Origin of the sequence: Pedobacter cryophilus (genome assembly GCF_005116455.1) — a bacterium.
Lineage (GTDB): Bacteria > Bacteroidota > Bacteroidia > Sphingobacteriales > Sphingobacteriaceae > Pseudopedobacter > Pseudopedobacter cryophilum.
In genome coordinates this window covers 616904-639142 of sequence record NZ_SWBP01000002.1, presented here as the reverse complement: position 1 = coordinate 639142, position 22239 = coordinate 616904, and the positions used below count along the sequence as shown (strand labels likewise).

At 33.5% G+C, this 22239-nt stretch carries 22 protein-coding genes; 12 read left to right on the top strand and 10 right to left on the bottom strand.

From position 1 onward, the window contains the following. Positions 1-26: 26 nt before the first annotated feature. Both FA046_RS08050 and FA046_RS08045 read right to left on the bottom strand, forming a co-directional pair. Positions 27-1436, bottom strand: a complete 1410-nt coding sequence (locus FA046_RS08050) for a TolC family protein (RefSeq protein WP_136825868.1) — start codon at positions 1434-1436, stop codon at positions 27-29. 8 nt (positions 1437-1444) lie between these two features. After that, on the bottom strand, positions 1445-2059 hold the full coding sequence (locus FA046_RS08045; protein ID WP_136825867.1) for a TetR/AcrR family transcriptional regulator: 615 nt from the start codon (positions 2057-2059) through the stop codon (positions 1445-1447). A 177-nt stretch (positions 2060-2236) separates the two neighbouring features. Here FA046_RS08045 and purB point away from each other — a divergent pair, with 177 nt between their 5' ends. The 4 genes from purB (at position 2237) to FA046_RS08025 (ending at position 6553) form a co-directional block, all read left to right on the top strand. Next, a complete protein-coding gene (gene purB, locus FA046_RS08040; RefSeq protein ID WP_136825866.1) occupies positions 2237-3580 on the top strand; it encodes an adenylosuccinate lyase in 1344 nt (447 codons plus the stop codon). Positions 3581-3663: 83 nt separating this feature from the next. Further along, positions 3664-4215: a NifU family protein gene (locus FA046_RS08035; protein WP_136825865.1), complete on the top strand. Its 552-nt coding sequence runs from the start codon at positions 3664-3666 to the stop codon at positions 4213-4215. A 190-nt stretch (positions 4216-4405) separates the two neighbouring features. Next, on the top strand, positions 4406-5557 hold the full coding sequence (locus tag FA046_RS08030; protein WP_136825864.1) for a tail fiber domain-containing protein: 1152 nt from the start codon (positions 4406-4408) through the stop codon (positions 5555-5557). Positions 5558-5563: 6 nt separating this feature from the next. Continuing rightward, the gene (locus tag FA046_RS08025) at positions 5564-6553 is read left to right on the top strand and encodes a T9SS type A sorting domain-containing protein (RefSeq protein WP_136825863.1); all 990 of its coding nucleotides are present in this window, start codon (positions 5564-5566) and stop codon (positions 6551-6553) included. A gap of 116 nt (positions 6554-6669) precedes the next feature. On the opposite strand, the gene FA046_RS08020 is transcribed toward FA046_RS08025, so the two are convergent. From FA046_RS08020 to mce, 8 genes are all read right to left on the bottom strand, one after another. Further along, complete coding sequence (locus FA046_RS08020; RefSeq protein WP_136825862.1) at positions 6670-7011, bottom strand: helix-turn-helix domain-containing protein; 342 nt, start codon at positions 7009-7011, stop codon at positions 6670-6672. A gap of 74 nt (positions 7012-7085) precedes the next feature. Further along, positions 7086-8450 (bottom strand): UDP-N-acetylmuramate--L-alanine ligase, encoded by a 1365-nt coding sequence (locus tag FA046_RS08015; protein WP_136825861.1) that lies wholly within the window; start codon positions 8448-8450, stop codon positions 7086-7088. Positions 8451-8461: 11 nt separating this feature from the next. After that, positions 8462-9298, bottom strand: coding sequence for a 50S ribosomal protein L11 methyltransferase (gene prmA, locus FA046_RS08010; RefSeq protein ID WP_136826081.1), 837 nt, complete (start codon positions 9296-9298; stop codon positions 8462-8464). Between the two features lie 144 nt (positions 9299-9442). After that, on the bottom strand, positions 9443-10210 hold the full coding sequence (gene tpiA, locus FA046_RS08005; protein WP_136825860.1) for a triose-phosphate isomerase: 768 nt from the start codon (positions 10208-10210) through the stop codon (positions 9443-9445). Between the two features lie 8 nt (positions 10211-10218). Continuing rightward, complete coding sequence (locus tag FA046_RS08000) at positions 10219-11394, bottom strand: GlmU family protein (protein ID WP_136825859.1); 1176 nt, start codon at positions 11392-11394, stop codon at positions 10219-10221. 69 nt (positions 11395-11463) lie between these two features. After that, positions 11464-11712: a type B 50S ribosomal protein L31 gene (locus tag FA046_RS07995; RefSeq protein ID WP_136825858.1), complete on the bottom strand. Its 249-nt coding sequence runs from the start codon at positions 11710-11712 to the stop codon at positions 11464-11466. An 81-nt stretch (positions 11713-11793) separates the two neighbouring features. Further along, entirely contained in the window at positions 11794-12486 is a 693-nt protein-coding gene (locus FA046_RS07990) for a GAF domain-containing protein (protein ID WP_136825857.1), read from the bottom strand. A gap of 1 nt (position 12487) precedes the next feature. Continuing rightward, positions 12488-12892, bottom strand: a complete 405-nt coding sequence (gene mce, locus FA046_RS07985) for a methylmalonyl-CoA epimerase (RefSeq protein ID WP_136825856.1) — start codon at positions 12890-12892, stop codon at positions 12488-12490. A gap of 115 nt (positions 12893-13007) precedes the next feature. On the opposite strand from mce, the gene FA046_RS07980 reads away from it, so the two are divergent. The 8 genes from FA046_RS07980 to lysS all read left to right on the top strand — a co-directional run bounded on the left by FA046_RS07980 (position 13008) and on the right by lysS (position 22228). Next, a complete protein-coding gene (locus FA046_RS07980; RefSeq protein WP_136825855.1) occupies positions 13008-14222 on the top strand; it encodes an IscS subfamily cysteine desulfurase in 1215 nt (404 codons plus the stop codon). A gap of 92 nt (positions 14223-14314) precedes the next feature. Continuing rightward, entirely contained in the window at positions 14315-14728 is a 414-nt protein-coding gene (gene iscU / locus FA046_RS07975; protein ID WP_136825854.1) for a Fe-S cluster assembly scaffold IscU, read from the top strand. A gap of 93 nt (positions 14729-14821) precedes the next feature. Beyond that, on the top strand, positions 14822-15148 hold the full coding sequence (locus FA046_RS07970) for a HesB/IscA family protein (protein WP_136825853.1): 327 nt from the start codon (positions 14822-14824) through the stop codon (positions 15146-15148). Between the two features lie 117 nt (positions 15149-15265). Beyond that, on the top strand, positions 15266-17179 hold the full coding sequence (locus FA046_RS07965; RefSeq protein WP_136825852.1) for an AMP-dependent synthetase/ligase: 1914 nt from the start codon (positions 15266-15268) through the stop codon (positions 17177-17179). 60 nt (positions 17180-17239) lie between these two features. Next, positions 17240-18379 carry an MFS transporter gene (locus FA046_RS07960; protein ID WP_136825851.1) on the top strand — a complete coding sequence of 380 codons (1140 nt, stop codon included), beginning with the start codon at positions 17240-17242 and terminating at the stop codon, positions 18377-18379. Between the two features lie 52 nt (positions 18380-18431). After that, positions 18432-19085: a YceH family protein gene (locus FA046_RS07955; RefSeq protein ID WP_136825850.1), complete on the top strand. Its 654-nt coding sequence runs from the start codon at positions 18432-18434 to the stop codon at positions 19083-19085. A gap of 80 nt (positions 19086-19165) precedes the next feature. Further along, the gene (locus tag FA046_RS07950; RefSeq protein WP_225870897.1) at positions 19166-19921 is read left to right on the top strand and encodes a hypothetical protein; all 756 of its coding nucleotides are present in this window, start codon (positions 19166-19168) and stop codon (positions 19919-19921) included. Positions 19922-20509: 588 nt separating this feature from the next. Then, positions 20510-22228: a lysine--tRNA ligase gene (gene lysS / locus FA046_RS07945; RefSeq protein ID WP_136825849.1), complete on the top strand. Its 1719-nt coding sequence runs from the start codon at positions 20510-20512 to the stop codon at positions 22226-22228. The last annotated feature ends 11 nt before the right edge of the window (positions 22229-22239 follow it).

The following is a 22239-nucleotide window of genomic DNA, read 5'->3' as shown; positions in this document are numbered from 1 at the left end:
GATTTTTCTTTATTTACGGTTTGCTTTTATTTAATAACTCCTGTTGCTTTTTCTGTATCTACTTTACTGGTTAATGCTTGATATAAAGCATTGATATAATTATTCTCGGCCTCTTTTAATGAAGTTTGAGCCTGCGTAACTTCAATGGAAGAACCCACACCTTGTTCGTACTTAATTTTAGAAACTCTTAATATCTCATTAGCCAAATCCAAATTTCTTTGTTGATTTTCTAACGAAGTGATGCTATTTGTATAGTTGGTAATGCTATTTCTAATATCAAGATTGATAGAATTTTTAGCGTTTTTTAAATCATTGGTAGATTTTTGGACCGTATACTCGGCTTGCCTAACTTGGTGCATTCTTTGTCCACCACTAAAAATTGGAACATTTAATTTTAAACCTATCAATACTGTTGGATAACTTTTGTTATACAACTCTCCAAAAGAATTGCTTTGAAATTGGTAAGAACCATTACCAAATGCAGCTAAACTTGGTAAATATTGAGATTTATACCTTTTTAGATCTAAGGCATTTAATTTCAACTGCGTTTGTGCTAAAGAATATTCTATTCTGTTGTTGTATGCCGCAGTATCATTTAAAATTTCAATTTTGTCAAATTTGATTTCGCTAATCTTACCGTTTAAGGCTAACTGTTCTTCAACAGGCATTCCCATCTGAAACTTTAATAAACCAACTCCTAGCTCTAAAGAACGTAGGATATTTTGCTTTTCGGTATTCAAATTATTGTACAAAACAGTCAATCTATCGGCATCAATTTTTTCGGCAAAACCATTATCGTACAATGCTTTGGTTTGGTCGAGTTGCTTTTTAAGCTGCTCTATATTTGTGTTAAGCAATTCTACTTGTTCATTATTTACCAAAACCATGTAAAAGGCTTTAGTTACCGCTACGTTGGTTTCAATTCTTGATCTGGTATAAAGTCTTTGAGACAACTCCTTATAAGTTTTAGAAGCTTGTAAACCCACAATATAACTACCATCAAAAAGAAGTTGACTTACAGATAAGCCTACATTAGAGTTGTATTTTTGTTGAAAATTAACAGGTTGTAACCCTCCTACACCATTAGGTTGTACAATGGTATTTCCGTTAGCATCTCTAATGTCTTCATCTTGGATGATATTATAAATTGCCGGACCAACAAAATCAGGAAATAAAACGATGGGTCTTTTTAAGTAATCCTGAAAATCAGCACTTGCATTTACCTGCGGCAATCCAATTCCAATGGTTTGTTTCACCTTAGCATCGGCAATTTTGCGATCTAAATCAGCATTTAAAATATTTGTTTGATGCTCGTAAGCATAGTTTATACAATCATTAAGGTTAAAATAGTTGTTTTTGGCTGTCTCTTGTTGAGCCATCACGCTTCCTATTGTTAAACTTAACATTGCTGTAATTAGCATGGTCTTAGTTTTCATTATATAATTTAATTGTTCTTTTTAATTTGATAATTGTTAATTAATATATGACCGCTGAGGGTGCAAATCCCAAAAAGGTAATGCATGGTCAATTCATTCATCACATCATAAATGCTATATTTTCCGCTTCTTATTAAATCCGATTCAAAAACCCAATTAATTTGCCCTACTCTGGCGGTAGCTAAAATATCTGTATTGATATTTTCTCTAAACACTTTCTCTTTAATTCCCCTTTCTAATCCAGTTTTAATAGAATTGTAAACATGAGTTTGATGAAAATTCATCATGGCTTTATAAGCTTCATTATGGTACTTTTCTAAATCATAAAATACAATGGGGTTTATTCCGGCAAGCATTTCTTTGAAAAAATTCATCATTAAAAAAACTTCTTCTATTGCATTTTCAGATTTATAGGAACACTGCTCCATGTTACATTTATCATGTTGTAATATTTTAGAAAACAATTGATTCACCAACTCATTCTTATCCTTAAAATTAGCGTAAATTGTTTTTTTTGACATTCCTAAATGCTTAGCAATGTCGTCCATGGTTACACTCCTCATCCCAAATTTCATAAAAAGCTTTTTCGCTTCTGATAAAATATATTCTTCTACGTTTTCCATTTTAATTTTTAATCCGCGGCAAAACTATGGAAACTTTTTTATTATCCAAAGTTTCCAGTAAAATTATTATTTCTTTACCCTTAATAAAATAAAGTGTGGACAAGTAAAATTTCTTAAATTGGCTAACCTCATTATAAAGCCACTCATTTTTGTATTTTTGCACAAAATTTAAATGCTATGAATAATTCTTCTATTTACGCTGTTTCTCCTATTGATGGGCGTTATCACTCGCAAACCAAAAACTTAAGTTCATACTTCTCTGAAGCTGCCTTAATTACCTACCGAATTTTTGTAGAGGTTGAATATTTTATCGCATTGTGTGAAATACCCCTACCTGGCCTTAAAAATTTCAATAAAGACAATTTTGAAACTTTAAGAAACATGGTAAAAGAACTTAAAGAGACTGATATTTTAGAAGTAAAAGAGATTGAGAAAACCACCAATCATGATGTTAAAGCGGTAGAATATTTTATCAAGAAAAAATTTGACGATTTAGGTTTATCAGCATACAAAGAGTTTATTCATTTTGGCTTAACCTCTCAGGATATTAACAATACTTCTATTCCTTATTCCTTTAAATCAGGAATGCTATTGGTTTACTATCCTAAACTTCAGGAGTTAATTAACACTTTAAAAACCCTAGTGAATGATTGGAAACATGTCCCTATGTTAGCTCATACGCATGGTCAGCCAGCTTCGCCAACCCGTTTAGGTAAAGAATTAATGGTTTTTGTAGAGCGTTTAGAAAACCAATTGGCATTATTAAAAGACATTCCTTATGCGGCAAAATTTGGTGGCGCAACCGGTAACTTTAATGCACACCATGTGGCTTACCCTATGATTAACTGGAAAAATTTTGGGAATACTTTTGTAGAAAACACCCTAAAATTAAAAAGATCTCAACACACCACACAAATAGAACATTATGATTATTTAGCCGCTCAGTTTGATGGTTTAAAAAGAATCAACACCATTATTTTAGACTTAAACAGAGATTTTTGGACCTACATTTCCATGAATTATTTTAAGCAGAAGATTAAAGAAGGAGAAATAGGTTCATCTGCAATGCCTCATAAAGTAAACCCAATAGATTTTGAAAATTCGGAAGGAAATATTGGAATTGCCAACGCCATTTTTGAGCATTTATCTGCTAAATTACCCGTAAGCAGGCTGCAAAGAGATTTAACAGATTCTACAGTGCTCAGAAACATTGGAGTGCCTATTGCCCACACCATGATTGCTTTACAATCTACTTTAAAAGGATTGAACAAGCTTTTATTAAATCAAGATGAAATTCAAAAAGATTTAGACAACAATTGGGCGGTAGTTGCCGAAGCACTTCAAACTATTTTACGAAGAGAAAATTATCCTAATCCTTACGAGGCACTAAAAGACTTAACACGTACCAACCAACAAATAAATGCCCAGGTAATTGCGCAATTTATTGCAGGTTTAAATATTAGCGAAGAAGTAAAACAAGAATTATTAGCCATCACTCCTTCTAGTTACACAGGGATTTAATAAGTCATAAAGAGGTAAAAACTATTTAAACATGCTTTCATTCCTTATTGTGATGACTACTTTTGAAATCTAATTTAAAGATCATGAATATTTCAATATATACAGAATCTACACCCAACCCAGCTACAATGAAATTCATTGTAAATAAGTTATTAATTAACGGGAGTGTTGATTTTCCAACCAAGGCAAGTGCCGAGCCTTCTAAATTTGCTACTGAGCTTTACAAATTCAACTTTGTAAACGGTGTTTTTTTCGCCAGTAATTTTGTAACAGTAACCAAAACAGAAGATGCCGTTTGGGCAGATATTGAGCCTATCTTAAAAGAATTTGTTAAAGGAGCGGTAGAGTCTGAGTATGCTGTTCAAGAAAACAAAAGCGATGAAGAATTAGTTTTTGAAGGAACAGAAACGGAAATAAAAATCCAACAAATTCTAAATGATTACGTAAGACCAGCTGTTGAACAAGATGGTGGCGCCATAAGTTATAAATCTTTTGAAGAAGGCATAGTAACGGTAGAACTAAGAGGTTCTTGCAGTGGCTGCCCATCATCAACCATCACCTTAAAATCTGGTATTCAAAGCTTATTACAAAGAATGGTGCCCGAAGTAAAAGAAGTGGTATCTGAAGCTTTGTAAATAAATTCCTGTATTTTATAAAAGCCCTTTTGATGTTCAAAAGGGCTTTTTTATTGGTTAAGTTTGGTGTGATTTTATTTTATAATATTTTCAGAATATTAAGTAAATAATTAAAAATTAGTACCGAGCGATTAATATAGTTTTATAAATTTGAAAAATTCTTATAATTATATAAACTAAACTTATTGTCATGAAAAAAAATTTACTATCTATTTTAATTTTTAACAAGATTCTTTGCTTGATTTTGTTAGTATCTAACATCGCTAACGCACAAACACCCGACACTCTTTTAGCAGTAAGAGATAACCTCTTAAATAGTCGAATGAGCGTTCATACTAATGGTGGATTTCTACTAGGCGGCACTTACGACGGTGACGCTTTTGGAACAGGTATAGTTGCAAATGGAGCAGGAACACGTTTGATGTGGTATCCACAGAAAGCTGCTTTTAGAGTTGGTGGAGTTTCAGGAACTCAATGGGACAGCGCAAATATAGGCGACTATTCATTTGCCGCAGGTGAAGGTTGTAGAGCATCAGCAGCTCATGCTACAGCTTTTGGGCTTAGATGTGTTGCAGCGCAACAATCTAGTTTTGCAGTTGGAGAAGATAACACAGCCACTGGAGCTGCATCAGTAGCCATGGGTTACCATGCCCATACTAATGCTAGACAAGGATCTTTTGTTTTTGCAGATCGCTCAACAGTTGATACAATAAGAGCGAGTGCTAATCATACTGCAAATTGGCGTGTATCAGGAGGATTTCGCATATTTTCATCTTCTAACCTTTCAACTGGTGTAACCATACAATCAGGAGCCTCTGTGAGTAATTGGGGACAATCAAACGCAGTGATTTCAACATCCACAGGTGCATATCTTTCAACTGGTGGCGTATGGACAAATACATCAGATGTAAATAAGAAACATCTATTTAAAAAAATATCTAATGAGGAAATTTTACAAAAATTAAGAGCTTTAGATATTAAAGAGTGGAGTTATAAATTTGAGGATGAAAGCATACGTCACATTGGACCAACTGCACAGGATTTTCATGCAGCTTTTAATTTAGGAACCGATACAAAATCAATTGGTACCATAGATGCTGATGGAATCTTAATGGCAGCAACAAAAGCTTTAGAAATGCGTACCAAAAAACAATCAGATGATATCGATAAATTAATAACAGAAAACCTAGAACTTAGAAAAAGATTAGACATATTAGAAAAACACACATTTTTAGACACAGCCAGTATATCATGGCCCTTAGTATTAGTGTTGCTTTCTCTAATTATCGGAGGCATAGTTTACAAACGCTACAATTTTATTCCTTCATCAACAAAAAAATAGCTCACTATGAAAAATCTATTTGCACTTTTTATAGTGAAAATACTAATGATTAGCGTAGTAGCTGCTCAACAAATAAAAATAGCTTCCAACGCAAGATTAAGAATAGCTGCTGGAACTTCATTAATTGCAGGTAACCTAACATTTAAACCAACCACCGCTTTAACATTAAGTGGCATTAATGTACTTAAAAGTGCTACCGTAAGTAATAGCTTTGCAGATAACTATGTACGAAGGGTTTATAATTTAACTACTACGCCTTTTTTGTTCAGCGGTGAGATTAAATTCAAATATGATGAGGCTGAGCTTAACGGCTTAAATGAATCCATGTTAAAACTTTTTGCTTACAATGGCACTTCTTGGGAGATAGCCGGAACTAGTAGTAATAATACAGTTGGTAATATTGTCACCTCCAGCAATATTATGAATCAGAATTTATCTGAAATAATTCTTGCAAACGAGAGTACTTTACCTTTAAAATGGAGAATGATAGAAGCTACAAGGATTCAGACTTCTGTAAAAGTTGAATGGCAAACAGAGCAAGAAATTAACGTTAAGAACTTTGACCTACAAAGAAGCATCGATGGAATTACTTGGATAAATGCAAAAATTAACATCCCAGCTAAAAATCAATCAAATAAGCAACAGTATATCTATTATGATGAACCCGATTTTTTAGGGACAGTGTATTATCGTGTTAAACAGATAGATGTTGATGGCCATTTTTCTTTTTCAAATATTGCATCAGCTTCACCAACTAAAGTGATAGAGGATTTATTAATCTTTCCTAATCCTACCAAAGAATCATTTTCAATCTCTGGAATTAGCAAGTTAAAAATTGAAAATGTTAAACTTTTTAATAATTCGGGGTCTTTAGTAACAATATGGAAATCGCAAGATAAATATAATATAAATTTACTGCCTACCGGTAGTTATAATATTAATATCCAGATTTTAAATGGACCTATAATTAGTAAAAAATTAATTATAAGTAATTGATTTTAAGCTTAAAAATTAAAATTAAGGTTCACAAAACTGAAGAAAGCAGTTTTCGAAATATTGAATATATTCTAATTTAAAATAAAAAAAGCCCTTTTAAAGGGCTTTTTTTATTTTTAAACGAAAGTTTTTACGTTTCTGATTTCTTCGTAAAGCTCAATCACTTTTTTCTGCAGGTCAATCACTTCTACTTCTCTCTCTTGTAGTTTTTTAGTAACTATTTCCAAATCTGAAGCATATTTAATTTCCTGCTCCGGATCATTGTAAGTGAGTAATTGAACAACTGTCATTTCAAATAAAGCAGATATCTGCTCTAATCTCGACAAATTGATATCTGTAATACCTGTTTCTATTTTAGAAAAAGCAGGGATTGAGATGTCTAGTTGCTTAGCAACATCTTCCTGACTCCATCCTTTTTGATGTCTCAGTAGTCTAATTTTTTTTCCTAATAACTTCATTTTCGACCTATTCTAAATTTTCAAACCAATAACACTTAACCTAAAGTTAACTAATGACAAAGTTAGAGAAATTATCAATTACTAATTAATAATTTTGTTAAAGTAACTAAATCAATACCTCCAAAATTACCAGAACTCATCATTAAAAGATTTGTGTTACTAAATTGAAACGTTTGCAAATAACTTTTTATTTTTTCGGGGTGATTAAAAAACTTTAAATTCTTATTATTAAATGCTGTTAATACTTTTTCCTGAGAAAAAGGTTTCATTTTTTTTTGAAGAAAAGTTTTTTCATCTATAAACACTATAGCAAAATCTGCGCCATTCATTGTATTTGCGTATTCGTTTAAAAAATCTTCGTTTAAGCTACTAAAAGTATGCAATTCCATACAGGCAATTAATTTTCTGTCGGGGAACTGTTCTTTAACTGCTTCAATAGTTGCTTTCAATTTTGATGGCGAATGTGCAAAATCTTTATAAACTACTGTATTTGCCGTTTCACCTAATTTTTCTAATCGCCTGGCGGCGCCTTTAAAATCAGCAATAGCTTGGTAAAATTCTTCCTCCAAAATTCCAGCTTCTTCACAAGCCAACTGTGCAGCTTTCAAATTCATTAAATTATGCCTACCAAAAATACTTAGAGGCACATTTTGAGTGCTTGTTTCTAGAAAAGTTTGCCCATTAATAATGGAATAATCTGGTGTTTGATATGGCAATACACTCAGCTTATTTTTAAACAAATGTTGTGCTACCAATTCTTTTAAAACTTCATCTTCTTCGCAATAAATAAGTTTACCGCCTTCTTGTATGGTATCTATAAACAAACTGAACTGTAATTTATAGTTATCAAAAGTTGGAAACACATTGATGTGATCCCAAGCTACACCGCTAATAATGCCAACATGTGCTTTATAAAGATGAAATTTTGGACGAAGATCAATTGGTGATGCTAAATATTCATCGCCCTCAATAACAATTAATGGTGCATCAGAAAGCTTCACCATATTTTCAAAACCTTCTATTTGTGCGCCTACCAAATAATCAAAATCTTTTTGATAAAAGTTAAGCACATGCAAAATCATGGAAGTGATGGTTGTTTTACCATGGCTACCTCCAATTACAATTCGCTTCTTATCTTTAGATTGTTGGTAAATATATTCGGGATAAGAATATACAGGTATTCCTAGTTCTTGAGCTTTTAATAATTCGGGATTGTCTATTCTTGCATGCATCCCTAAAATAATGGCATCAATAGCTGTGGTGATATTTTCTGGATGCCAGCCTTCTTCTTTTGGTAATAACTGATGCTTACCTAAACGTGTTTTAGAAGGTTCGTAAATCACATCATCCGATCCGGTAACATTAAATCCTTTTAAATGCAATGCAATAGCCAGGTTGTGCATAGCGGCACCACCTACAGCAATAAAGTGAACTCTCAAATTATGTATGTTTATTTAATAAATTTTGCAGCAACCCAAAGGTCTTTTTTCTTATGCTGAATGTATTTTAAATCATATTTTCTAGCTTCTTCAGTAATTACCTCTAAATCTGGAGATTCATAAAATCCACTAAAAAATATCATCCCGTTTGGTTTTAATACTTCGGCGTAGCGCTCCATTTGGTCTAATAAAATATTCCTGTTAATGTTGGCTAAAATAATATCATATTGCTGATTAGGAATAGCTTCTTTTGAACCACACAGTACTTCTACATTTTTAATATTATTGAGGGCTGTGTTTTCTAAAGTGCTATCAAAGCAAAGCTGATCATAATCTATTGCTGTAAGTGTTTTAGCGCCAAGCTTGCTAGCTAAAATGGCTAAAATACCGGTCCCGCAGCCCATATCTAAAATGGTTTTATCTTTTACATCTGTTTCTAATAGATATTCCAAAATCATGGCTGTTGTTTGGTGATGCCCGGTTCCAAAAGCCATTTTAGGATCAATCACAATTTCATATTTAAAATTAGGCTGCGGCTGATGAAAAGTTGCTCTCACATAAACCTGATCACTAATTTGAATAGGTTCAAAATTGCTTTCCCAAACCTCGTTCCAGTTTTTATGCGGAATGATGTTCACTTCATAAGAAAAGGTAAACAATTCATGAAAAGGTTTTAATCTCGAATCAATTTCTTCTTTATTGTATTTTGAACCAATAATGTATGCTTTAAACCCAAAGTCGGTTTCTTCAAAAGTATCAAACCCAATTTCTCCCAATTCATTTATCAATAAATCTTGCTGATAGTCTTCATCAGAAATTAAAGTAAATACCAGCTCTTTATAATTCATCATGATTTTTTAATACTTATTGATTTTTTACCCTTCGACTCCGCTCAGGGTGACATCCTACTTAGCTCAGGTTTTTTGTCATGCTGAGCGGAGTCGAAGCATCTTGCACTAACTAACTAACTAACTAACTAACTAACTAACTAACTATTTATTAAACGCTTTTGCGATATCTATAAAATCTCTCGACTTTAAAGATGCTCCGCCTATTAAACCACCGTCAATATCTGCCTGAGCAAACAATTCTGATGCATTTTTAGGATTACAACTTCCACCATATAAAATAGAGGTTTCATCGGCAACAGCCTGCCCGTACTTTAAGGCAATTTCTTTTCTAATGTATGCATGTATTTCTTGTGCTTGATCTGAAGAAGCCGTAACTCCTGTACCAATGGCCCAAACTGGCTCATAAGCAATAACTAGTTTGGCAAAATCATCTGCTGATAAATGGAATGTTCCTTCTGATAATTGAGATTTAATGACATTAAAATGCTCTCCACTTTCTCTTTCTGTTAGGGTTTCGCCGATGCAAAAAATTGGTTTTAAATCATTTTTTAAAGCGATATCTGTTTTTTTAGCTAAAAGCGCATTGTCTTCAGCAAAATATTGTCTTCTTTCTGAATGGCCTAAAATCACATATTCTACTCCTACAGATTTTAACATACTTGTAGAAATTTCTCCTGTGTAAGCTCCTGCTTCTTCTTGATGAGCATTTTGAGCGCCAACACTTACTTGTACATATCCTTTAGCCAAAGCTGATAAACTGTGTAGATGAATATATGGCGCACAAACTATCACTTGTTGCTCTCCATGCAATTCATCCTTTGCCATATTAATTACCTCAGAGAATAAAGATAATCCTTCGGTATAATTTTTATTCATTTTCCAGTTTCCTGCTACAATTTTCTTTCTCATAACTTATTTTAAAATCTTCTGTATTGTTCTGTATAATTAAATAGATGTGTTAAAATATCTTGCTCTGTTTGGTCAAAAACCCTATTTCTTCTTTCAAAAACTTTTTCTACGGTTTCAAACATTTTGTTTAGAGCGTAAGTTTCAAAACCATGGGCTCCACCCCAGGCAAAGTCTGCAATAAAATTTCTGGGGAAACCTGCACCAAAAACATTAGCCCCCACTCCTACTACTGTACCCGTATTAAACATCGTATTTATTCCGCATTTTGCATGATCGGCCATAATTAAGCCACAAAACTGTAAGCCTGTTTTTCTAAATCTTTCGGTATTATAATCCCACAACCTCACTTCGGCATAATTATTTTTGAGGTTGGAGTTATTAGAATCGGCGCCAATATTACACCATTCTCCTAAAACTGCATTTCCTAAATAGCCATCATGCCCTTTAGAAGAGTTACCCCAAATTACAGCGTTATTTATCTCGCCACCCACTCTAGAATTAGGTCCTATAGTAGTTGCTCCATAAATTTTTGCGCCCATTTTTATTTGGCTATCATTACACAAAGCTAAGGCACCTCTTACATGTGTACCTTCCCAAACCTGAGAGTTTTTACCTAAATAAATAGGACCGTTTTTGGTGTTGAAAGAGCAACATTCAGCTTCAGCTCCTTCTTCAGCAAAAATATCATCCCCAATGATGGTATTAGTGCTACTTAATGGTTGTGAAGTTCTCCCATTGGTAAGTAAATCAAAATCCGATCTGATTTGACTATCATTATGCTTAAAAATATCTTCGGGGAAACTTATTTTTAGTAAATCAGTATCAAAATTTACCTTTTCAAATTTATGAAGCTCTTTAAAATCAAAATTTACTTCGTTTGATTTAACAGCTACACAAATTGCTCCCTTTACCAATGCTTCTCCTTCTTTTAATTTTTCTACTGCGGCTAAAACATTTTGATCAGGACAAATAGATCCATTAATAAAAATATTATGGGTTGATAAATTAAAAGGAAACTTAGCTTGTAAGTATTTTGCAGTGAGGTAAGATGATTCTGATTTAAAATGATGTAACCACTTTTCAGAAATTTTTAAAATACCAATTCGTAAATCGGCAACTGGACGAGTAAAGGTTAAAGGAAAAAGCGTTTCCCTTGATTGATCATCAAAAAAAATGATTGTCATACTACAAAAAAACAAAAAAAGTCCCGACTAACAAGTCGGGACTTTCAAATAATGTAAATAATATTAAAATTATTTTTTAGCGTAACGCGTTTTGAACTTGTCAATACGTCCTGCTGTATCTACTAACTTCATTTTACCAGTATAAAATGGGTGTGAAGTGTGAGAAATTTCTAATTTCACTAATGGGTATTCATTACCATCTTCCCACTTTACAGTTTCGTTGGTATTGATACAAGATTTAGTCATAAAAGCATATTCATTTGACATGTCTTTAAAAACTACTAATCTATAATTTGATGGGTGCAAATCTTTTTTCATGTTATTATGTGCCTTTCTTCGCCAATATTTTAGAATTGCAAAACTAAATAAAAATTATTATATACAAAAGAGTTTAAGCTTTTAATTATCAATTATTATCTCTGTGATTTTTTTTATTTCATCATTTAGTTGATTTGCTGATTTTTCTAGTATCGATAAATATTGAGGATTAAATTTATAATTATCGAATTTAATTAAATTAGTGATTTCTAAAATAGAAGATAATGGCCCACTAAGTTTATGAGAGTGAATTAAAGCTACTTTTGCTAAAAGCTTATTTTTCTCTACCGATAACCTAAATTGTTTATCGAGTTCTAAAATGTGATTCACTTGAATGGCTAAAATTTGCAAATTTTCTTTCTCAAAATCTGTGATTTTCTTTGGTTTAACATCATAAATGCATAAGGTTCCTATTTTAAAACCATCATCAGAAGAAAGATTTGCACTGGCGTAAAATCTTATATTTAATTCGCCGGTAACTGATGGGAAATTTTGAAATCTTTCATCTTTACTAGCATCTTCTACCACCATTACCTCATCAGATTCTATAGCGTGATTACAAAAAGAAGTATCTCTGGGTAGTTTATCCAGCTTAATTCCCTCACTGGCTAAAACAATTTGCTCTTCCCTGTCTAACAAAGTAATTAAGGCAATTGGAGTACCGGTAATAAAAGAAGCTAGCTTTGCTATTAATTGTATTTCCTTTTTTAAATCAAACAAAAGATACTTGTGTACCGCTTTTAATCGCTCTACTTCTTTGTCGTTTTTATCCATTTTATGTAATTTCTTGACAAAGTTCTATTAAAACTCCGTTTGAAGATCTTGGATGAACAAAACAAATGAGCTTATTATCAGCTCCTTTTTTTGGCTCATCATTTAACAAAATAAAACCTTCTTTTTTTAAGCGTTCCATTTCTACATAAATATCATCAACTTCAAATGCTAAATGATGAATTCCTTCTCCTTTTTTTTCAATAAACTTTAAAATTGTGCTTTTTTCATTGCTAGCAGCCAACAATTCTATTTTTGTATCGCCGACTTTAAAAAACTCGGTCATCACGTTTTCACTAGCTACCTCCTCTTGTTTATAGCTTTCTACTCCTAGTAAAGATTGATAAAGCTGCGAGGCAACCGCTAAATCTTTTACCGCTATTCCTACGTGTTCTAACTTATTCAACATGTTCAAAATTGCATTTTAATGACCAATTTACCTATAGCTGTATAAAGATAAACTATGACTGCTCCAAAACTTTTTTATTACATTTGTGTCTGTAATTATAACAATTCTAAATAAGATGTTAAAAACTCCTATATACTTAGATAATAACGCTACAACACCAATGGATCCCAGGGTTCTTGAAGCGATGTTACCTTATTTCACAGAAAAATTTGGAAATGCAGCAAGTAGAAATCATCCTTTTGGATGGGCTGCAGAAGAGGGCGTAGATTATGCTCGTGAGCAAGTTGCCAAATTAATTGGCGCTACAGAGAAGGAAATTATTTTTACTTCTGGTGCAACAGAATCTGATAATTTAGCAATTAAAGGCGTTTATGAAATGTATAAAGAAAAAGGTAATCACATCATTACCTTAACTACAGAACATAAAGCAGTATTAGATGCTTGCAAGCATTTAGAAAAATTAGGTGCAAACATTACCTACTTAGATGTTGAATCTGATGGATTAGTTGATTTAAACAAATTAGAAGCTGCAATGACAGATCAAACCATTCTGGTTGCTATCATGTATGCTAATAATGAAATTGGAGTAATTCAACCAGTGAAAGAAATATCTGCGATAGCTCATAAACATGGCGCTTTATTTTTTACAGATGCGGTACAAGCGGTTGGTAAAATAAAGGTGAATGTTATTGAAGATGGAATTGATCTTTTAGCACTATCTGGACATAAAATGTACGGTCCAAAAGGTGTTGGCGCATTATATGTAAGAAGAAAAAACCCAAGAGTTAAGGTGACTTCACAAATGGATGGCGGTGGACATGAACGTGGAATGCGTTCTGGTACTTTAAACGTTCCTGGTATTGTTGGTTTAGGTAAAGCCTGCGAACTTTGCTTCAACGAAATGGAAGAAGAAGCTATCAGACTTTCTGCTTTAAGAGATAAATTAGAAAAAAGCTTAACGGAATTAGAAGAATCTTATGTGAATGGAAACCCAGCACATAGATTGCCTCATACAGCAAATATCTCTTTTAAATATGTTGAAGGAGAAGGATTAATGATGGCGATGAAAGACATGGCGGTATCATCTGGTTCGGCATGTACATCAGCATCTTTAGAGCCATCTTATGTATTAAAGAGTTTAGGTTTGTCTGATGATTTAGCACATTCTTCTATCCGTTTTGGATTAGGAAGATTTACAACCGAAGAAGAAATTGATTTCACCATAGAGAGTACTAAAAAAGCTGTTAACCATTTAAGAGATTTATCTCCACTTTGGGAAATGTTTAAAGAAGGTATAGATCTTGATTCTATTGAGTGGGCGGCACATTAGCACCCAACCCTTAAAGGGGAGAATATCAAATAAAAATAAATAAATTAAAATATAAATTAATCTCCCTTTAGGGAGGCAGGAGGATAAAAGACATGGCATATTCAGATAAAGTAATTGATCATTACAGCAATCCAAGAAACGTTGGAACACTAGACAAATCAAAGAAAAGTGTTGGAACAGGATTAGTTGGCGCACCAGAGTGTGGTGATGTAATGCGTTTACAAATAGAAGTTGACGAGAATAACATTATTACCGATGCCAAATTCAAAACATTTGGTTGTGGTTCTGCTATTGCTTCTTCTTCTTTAGCAACAGAATGGTTAAAAGGAAAATCTATTGATGATGCTTTAACTATTGATAACATGGATATTGTGGAAGAATTGGCTTTACCTCCAGTTAAAATACATTGTTCTGTTTTAGCAGAAGACGCAATAAAATCTGCAATTAATGACTATCGTGTTAAAAACGGTATGCCAGCAATTGAGTTAGAGAAATCACATCACTAAAAAGTAGCAAGATTTAAGTATCAAGAATCGAGACTGTAAAGTACGATTTCATAAGTCTTGATACTTGATACTATTTACTTGATTCTAGAAATAATGGTAACAATAACAGATAAAGCAAAATACAAGATAGAAGAGTTGATGAAAGATGCGGGGTTAGATGCTTCTTATTTCCTGCGTGTTTCTGTAAAAGGTGGTGGCTGCTCTGGCTTGTCTTACAATATGGATTTCGATAATGAAACCCAAAAAGGAGATCAAGATTTTGAAGATAAAGGTTTGAAAATTGTTTTAGACATGAAATCTTTCCTTTACTTAGCAGGAACCGAATTAGATTTTTCTGATGGCTTAAATGGCAAAGGATTTAACTTTGTTAATCCTAATGCTTCTCGTACTTGTGGATGCGGAGAAAGTTTCTCTGTTTAAGTTCATTTAATCATATTTTAAAAGGGTATCTTTAATTAGGTACCCTTTTTGTATTTAAGGTGAAATAGCCTAATATTGTTTTTTAAACCAAACCAATTTATAACCTAATTTATTAAAATGAATTCGATCACAGCATTAACTACTGTACCTAATTTATTGAGAAACGTTGTGAAAAACATTCACAGCGAAGAAAACACTTTCTTACTCAGAAAAGTCGGGAATAATTGGGAAGAGATTTCTTATAAAGAAACTTTGGCTAATGCCGATGCCATTTCTGCTTATTTCTTAGAAATAGGAATTAATAAAGGTGATAGATGTGGTTTTATTATAGAAAACTGTCCAGAATATGTTTACTATGACCAAGCTTTACAACAAATTGGAGCCATCAATACCTCCATTTACCCTACGCTTTCTGAACATGAAATTGAATATATATTAAATGATTCTGGAGCTAAAACCATTTTGGTTGGCACTCATTTTTTATTAAAAAAGATCATTAAAATAGCTAATAATTGCCCCGAGTTGATTAGAATTATTCCGGTATTTTCTGATTATGAAAAAATCACCGAAAAAACAATACTTAATGCAGGAGTGATTAGTCTTTCTCAAGTGATCACAGAAGGTAAACAAAACTTAGAGCGTTACAAAAACCTTATCAACCAAAGAAGAGCAGAGGTGTTACCAAGTGATATTTCGGCATTGATTTACACCTCAGGCACTACCGGAATCCCAAAAGGAGTAATGCTTACCCATTCTAATTTTGTAGAGAATGTTAAAGTTTGCTTACAGCAAATACCTGTGATTGATAAAAATGAAACTTTTCTATCTTTTTTACCTTTAAGTCACGTTTTTGAACGGACTGCAACTTACCATGTTTGCTGTGCAAAAGGTTGTAAAATAGCTTTTGCACAAAGCTTAGAATTACTAGCAAAAAACATGGGCGAAGTTAGACCTACCGTGATGTCTTGCGTACCCAGATTGTTAGAGAAAATTCATGATAAAGCCATCAAAAGCGGGACTGCCGCAGGCGGTGTAAAAGCAAAAATATTCCTTTGGGCTTTAGAAATAGGCCAAAAATATAGAGAAGTACAAGAAGCAGGAAAAACACCCAATGTTTTTCTATCCATGAAACACGCCATTGCCGAAAAATTAGTGTTCAGCAAAATAAAAGAGAAAACTGGTGGAAGATTAAAATTTATGATTTCTGGTGGGGCAGCATTACCTAAAAATGTGGGTGAGTTTTTTGGAAATCTTGGGATAAAAATTTTAGAAGGTTTTGGTTTAACCGAAACTTCGCCGGTAATGTCTGTTACAGAATATCATCGTCAGGTTTATGGAACTGTTGGGCGTGTGATACCAGGAATAGAGGTGGGCATTCAGGATGTTGATACTAAAAAATTCATTTCTATTCAAACTCACGATACTTTTAACGAAGATTTTGAATGCGAAGAAGGTGAAATTTGTGTGAGAGGGCATTGCGTAATGAAAGGCTATTGGAACAAACCTGCCGAAACAGCAGAAGTTATTGATGCTGATGGATGGTTTCATACCGGCGATATAGGTCGATTTTTCAAAGGGAATTTGCAAATCACAGATCGTATTAAAAATATGTTGGTGAATGCTTTTGGCAAAAACGTTTATCCTACCCCTGTAGAAAACACCTATCTAAAAAGTCCTAAAATTGAGAGTGTGTTCTTAATTGGTGATAAGAAAGAATATATCACCGCTATTATCACCCCAGGAAGAGAAACACTTCAAGAAACTTTTCATTTAAAAGATGCTTTTTTTGATTTACCCGATACTTTTATTGACGATGATCAAATCATTAACTGGATTGCCGAAGACGTGAAGAAATACTCCAATGAATTGGCAAAGTTTGAACGCATTAAACACTTTAAGGTGAAAAGAAATCCATTTACAATTGAAGAAGGAGACATCACTCCTACTATGAAACCAAAAAGAAAAGTAATTGAGAAAAAATACGCCGAAGCAATTGAAGAAATGTATTTAGTTGGAACTGAAGCAGATTAATTTTAAAATTAATCTGCTAAATACCTACAAAAAAGGGGATATTTGAGCTTTATATTCAACATGAGCTCTTTAGGTAAAAAACGTATTTTTTTAAAAGTTTTCTTCTTTCTTTCAGGTTTTTTATTTGCTTCATGGGCTTCAAGAATACCAACAATTAAAACATCATTAGACCTTAATGATGCGCAATTAGGAACCTTATTGTTCATTCTTCCTATCAGCTCATTGTTGGGGCTGCCATTTTCATCTGTATTAATCTCTCGTTTTAACACCAAAGTTCCAATTCTTGTGGCTTGTATTTTTCAAGCAATAGCATTAATTGGAATTGGTTATGCTAATAATATCATCTTACTAGGTTTTTCTCTATTTATGTTTGCTTTCTCTATGAGGATTTTAAATATTGGAGTTAATACGCAATCTGTAAATCTCCAAAAGTTATATGAGAAACCCATTATTGGAAGTTTCCATGGTTTATGGAGTGTGGGCGGCATAGCCGGTGCCGGATTAACTTCTTTGCTACTTGCTTTTAACATATCTATAGGTACCCATTTATTAATAGTTGGCATTCTTGGCTTAATTATGGCCTACTTTTCTTATGAGCATCTTTTAACCGATGACAGATCTGCTTCTGGAAATAAATTTATTTTAGGTAAACCCGATCCTTATATTGTTTGTCTCGGTCTTTTAACATTTTTTGCCGCAATTTGCGAAGGAGGCATGTTTGATTGGAGCGGAATATATTTTAAAGAAGTATTAAAAACGCCAATTTTTACTTACGGATATTTAATTTTTGTGGTATTTATGGCCGCATTCAGGTTTATTTCAGATTTTATTGTTCACAAAATTGGAATGGCCGCTAACTATATTTTAAGTGCTTGTTTAATTATTACAGGCATTCTTTTAGCCATCATTTTCCCTAATATTTATACCGGTTTAATTGGCTTTGCTATGGTGGGGATGGGTACTGCCTCAATTTTCCCAATGACTTTAGGTTTAGCCGGAAAATCAACCAAATATTCACCTGGAATGGCTATTTCTATTGTGGCCACTTACACTATATTTGGAATGCTGGTTGGCCCACCGCTAATTGGCTATCTTTCACACGCCTTTAACTTAAGGGTTTCCTTTATTTTATTTGCCTTTTCGGGATTTATGCTCATTCCAATTTCACAGATTCTGTTTAAAATTCAATCAAACAAATAAAATCATTCTCCTAAAATATATAATGGAAATGAGATATTATTATATTTAACCCATGGATTCAGCTAAAAATTTACCGCTTCTAAATGCACAAGAGATAAGAGTTTTGGGCTCTTTAATGGAGAAAAGCAAAACCACTCCTGATTATTACCCCATGACATTGAATGCATTAACCTTGGCATGTAATCAAAAATCATCAAGAAAACCGGTGGTAGAATATGATGAAGAAACGGTGGTTTTAACTTTAGATAGTTTAAAAAAGAAGGGTTTAATATCTACCGCAACAGGAGGTGGCAGCCGAGCAGTAAAATACAAACATAACTTTGCTATTGTCTTTCCTTTAATCCCCTCAGAGGTTGCTTTAATTTGTTTGTTATTATTAAGAGGCCCACAAACCCCAGGTGAATTAAACACCAATTCTGGTAGATTATATGAATTTGAATCTTTAGATGATGTATTGCAAACGCTTGAAAAATTGGCAACATCAGCACCTGCTTACGTTGTACAATTACCAAAACGATCAGGACAAAAAGAAGTAAGATTTGCACATTTATTAGCCGGAGAACCCTTAATTGAAGAAGATGAAATTAGAGAAGAACCTGCCCGAAAATCTGTAAACGAATTAGAAAGTAGAGTAGCAAAATTAGAGCAAGATTATAGCGAGTTAAAAGCTGCCTTTGATAAATTGTACCAAGAATTAATGGGATAAATTAACCATTGCTGTATTTTAAATTTATAATTTTTAAAAAGGAGATAAAATTACCAGCTCTTTTTAGCGTTAAAATGGCTATGCAAATTTTTATTTTCAAAAGAATTCTCATTTTCTCTACTGTTTTTACGCTTCTATTCTCTTCTTGTTCTTCCGTTTATATGCCCAATGTGCCCAATAGCCCCATGTTAAGCGCTAAAGGAGAAGTTCATGCATCTGGTCATGTTTCTTTAAGAGGAAACGTAAATTTGAATACCGCTTTTGCCGTATCAAACCACATGGGCGTATTATTTAATGGTTCTTTTATGAACCAAACAAAGAACAAGAAAGATTTCAGACAAGATTTGGTAGAAGGTGGCGCTGGTTATTTCACCACTTTTGGAGCAGACAAAAGCCGAATTTTAGAAATTTATGCCGGTTTAGGAAAAGGCAATACCGACCGTGTTTTTAGAACTTTTGAAAACGATGGAACCATCACAGATGATGTTCAAAATGTGAGGTTTAGGAAATCCTTTATTCAGGTAAATTATAGTTCTAAAGAAAAGAAATCATTAAAACTGTTTGGCAAAAGCTATCCATTAAATTATGGAACCATTTTAAGAGTAAGCCATGTAAACATGATAGATTTTGTTAGAAATAATGTTGCACAACCTTTAGAAGACAATACATTTTTAGAACCTGTGTTTTTTACCCGTTTAAAACTGAACAACGCAGTACAGTTACAATACACTAGCGGAAGTAATTTTGGGTTAAAAAATCGTGATTTTTTAAAAGCCGGAAATTCTGTTTTTACCGTTGGTGTGGTAGTGAATGTGGGTGGAAACACTTTTAAATAGTTTTACAATTTATCAATCGCTGTATTATTTGTTTATTGTCCTTCAGCTCCACAACTACTCACGTTTTAGACAATGTCCAAATTTCTAGATAATTATCGCAGGATTAGCTGAAGCGAGACCCTGCTGGAACAAGAAAAATAACATCCACATATTGTAGGGATAACCCTCGGGTTATCCGCAAAAAATTTCTACTGATAATTCATTTATTAAAAAGTATAATCCGAGGATTATGCCTACAATTAAAAAAAATCTGATTTATTTAAGTAAGGAGCAAAAAAAGGATGCCGCTTTGCCAAAGCCATCCCTTTGGGACAATCGTTTAATGCAATAAAAACATTAAAATTATGCATTTGCTAGGTTTTGCGTTAAGGATTGAAGTGGATACCCGCCTGTGAATAAGGCCTTGAGCAGTATGAACGCAAAGCCTGCCCGCCTGTCCTCCGGCAGGTGGAAACGCCCAAAAAATATTTAATTCAAAAAAAATCTGATTTATTTAAGTAGTTAAATTAAAAACGAAAACAATGCTTGGCTTTAATTCTTTAACATAAAGATTTAAAAGCTTATTTTTGCCCAAATTTCGAAAATTTAATGAGTGCACTTTCAGAACAGGAAATACAAAGACGCGAGTCTTTAAATGAGTTAAGAAAATTAGGAATTAATCCTTACCCTGCCGAAGCGTTTGATATTAATGCCAATGCGGTAGATATTTTAGCCAATTACGATAAGGATAAAACCGCCTATAAAACCATTAGTTTAGCCGGAAGAATTATGACCCGTAGAATTATGGGAAATGCTTCTTTTGTGGAGTTACAAGACTCTACTGGTCGAATCCAAGCTTACATTCGCAGAGATGATATTTGCCCTGATGAGGATAAAACCATGTACAATATTGTTTTTAAAAAACTATTGGATATTGGTGATTTTATTGGCGTAAAGGGTTATGTTTTTACCACTCAAACTGGCGAAATCTCTATTCATGTTAGCGAATTCATAGTACTTTCTAAATCATTAAAACCGCTACCAATTGTAAAGCGAGATGATGATGGAAATACTTATGATGGTTTTACCGACCCAGAAATGCGTTATAGAATGCGTTATGTGGATTTAACGGTGAACCCGGAGTTTAAAGAAATTTTCAAAATTAGATCTAAAGTGATTAGCACCATGCGCAATTACTTTGATGATTGCGGATGGATGGAAGTGGAAACGCCAATTTTGCAAGCCGTACATGGTGGCGCTGCTGCTCGTCCGTTTAATACGCATCACAATACCTTAGATATGCCTTTATTTTTGCGTATTGCGAATGAATTGTATCTAAAAAGATTGATTGTTGCCGGTTTTGATGGTGTTTACGAGTTTGGAAAAATGTTTAGAAACGAGGGAATGGATAGAACCCATAACCCTGAGTTTACTTCTATGGAAATTTACGTGGCCTATAAAGATTACATCTGGATGATGGCGATGGTAGAAGAATGTTTAGAAAAAGTGACTATTGCTGTACATGGTAAATCTACGGTAACGGTTGGCGAACATACCATAGATTTTGCAGGCCCTTACGAGAAACTTTCTATGTATGATTCTATTTTGAAATATACGGGAATTGACGTTTCTGAAATGGATGAAGTAGCGTTGAGTGCCGTTTGTAAAGAAATGGGTATTGCTACTGATGCATCTATGGGAAAAGGGAAATTGGTGGATGAAATTTTTGGAGCAAAAGTAGAAGCGCATTTAATACAGCCCACTTATATTACAGATTACCCTATTGAAATGACTCCGCTAGCTAAAAAACACCGTAGCAAAGAAGGCTTGGTAGAGCGTTTTGAGTTATTTGTTAACGGAAAAGAAATTGCCAATGCTTATACTGAGTTAAATGATGCCATTGACCAAAAAGAACGTTTTGAAGATCAATTAAAATTAGCTGCCCGTGGTGATGATGAAGCCATGGCAATGGATGATGACTTTATTAGAGCATTAGAATACGGAATGCCGCCAACATCAGGCTTAGGTATTGGTATTGATAGATTGGTGATGATGATGACCAACCAACAAAGCATTCAGGAGGTATTGTTTTTCCCTCAAATGAGAGCCGAAAAGAAAGCTAAAGTGGTGACTACTGATGATTTTGTTGCTTTAGGGATACCGGCAGAATGGGTTCCGGTATTGAATAAAATGGGTTTTAATACTCCAGATGAGTTAAAAGCAGGCAACCCAAATAAAGTATTTAATGATTTAGGCGGGATGCGTAAAAAGTTAAAATTAGAAATTGCTATGCCTACTAAAGATGAAGTGATGGGCTGGTTTAACTAGGAATTGAAATA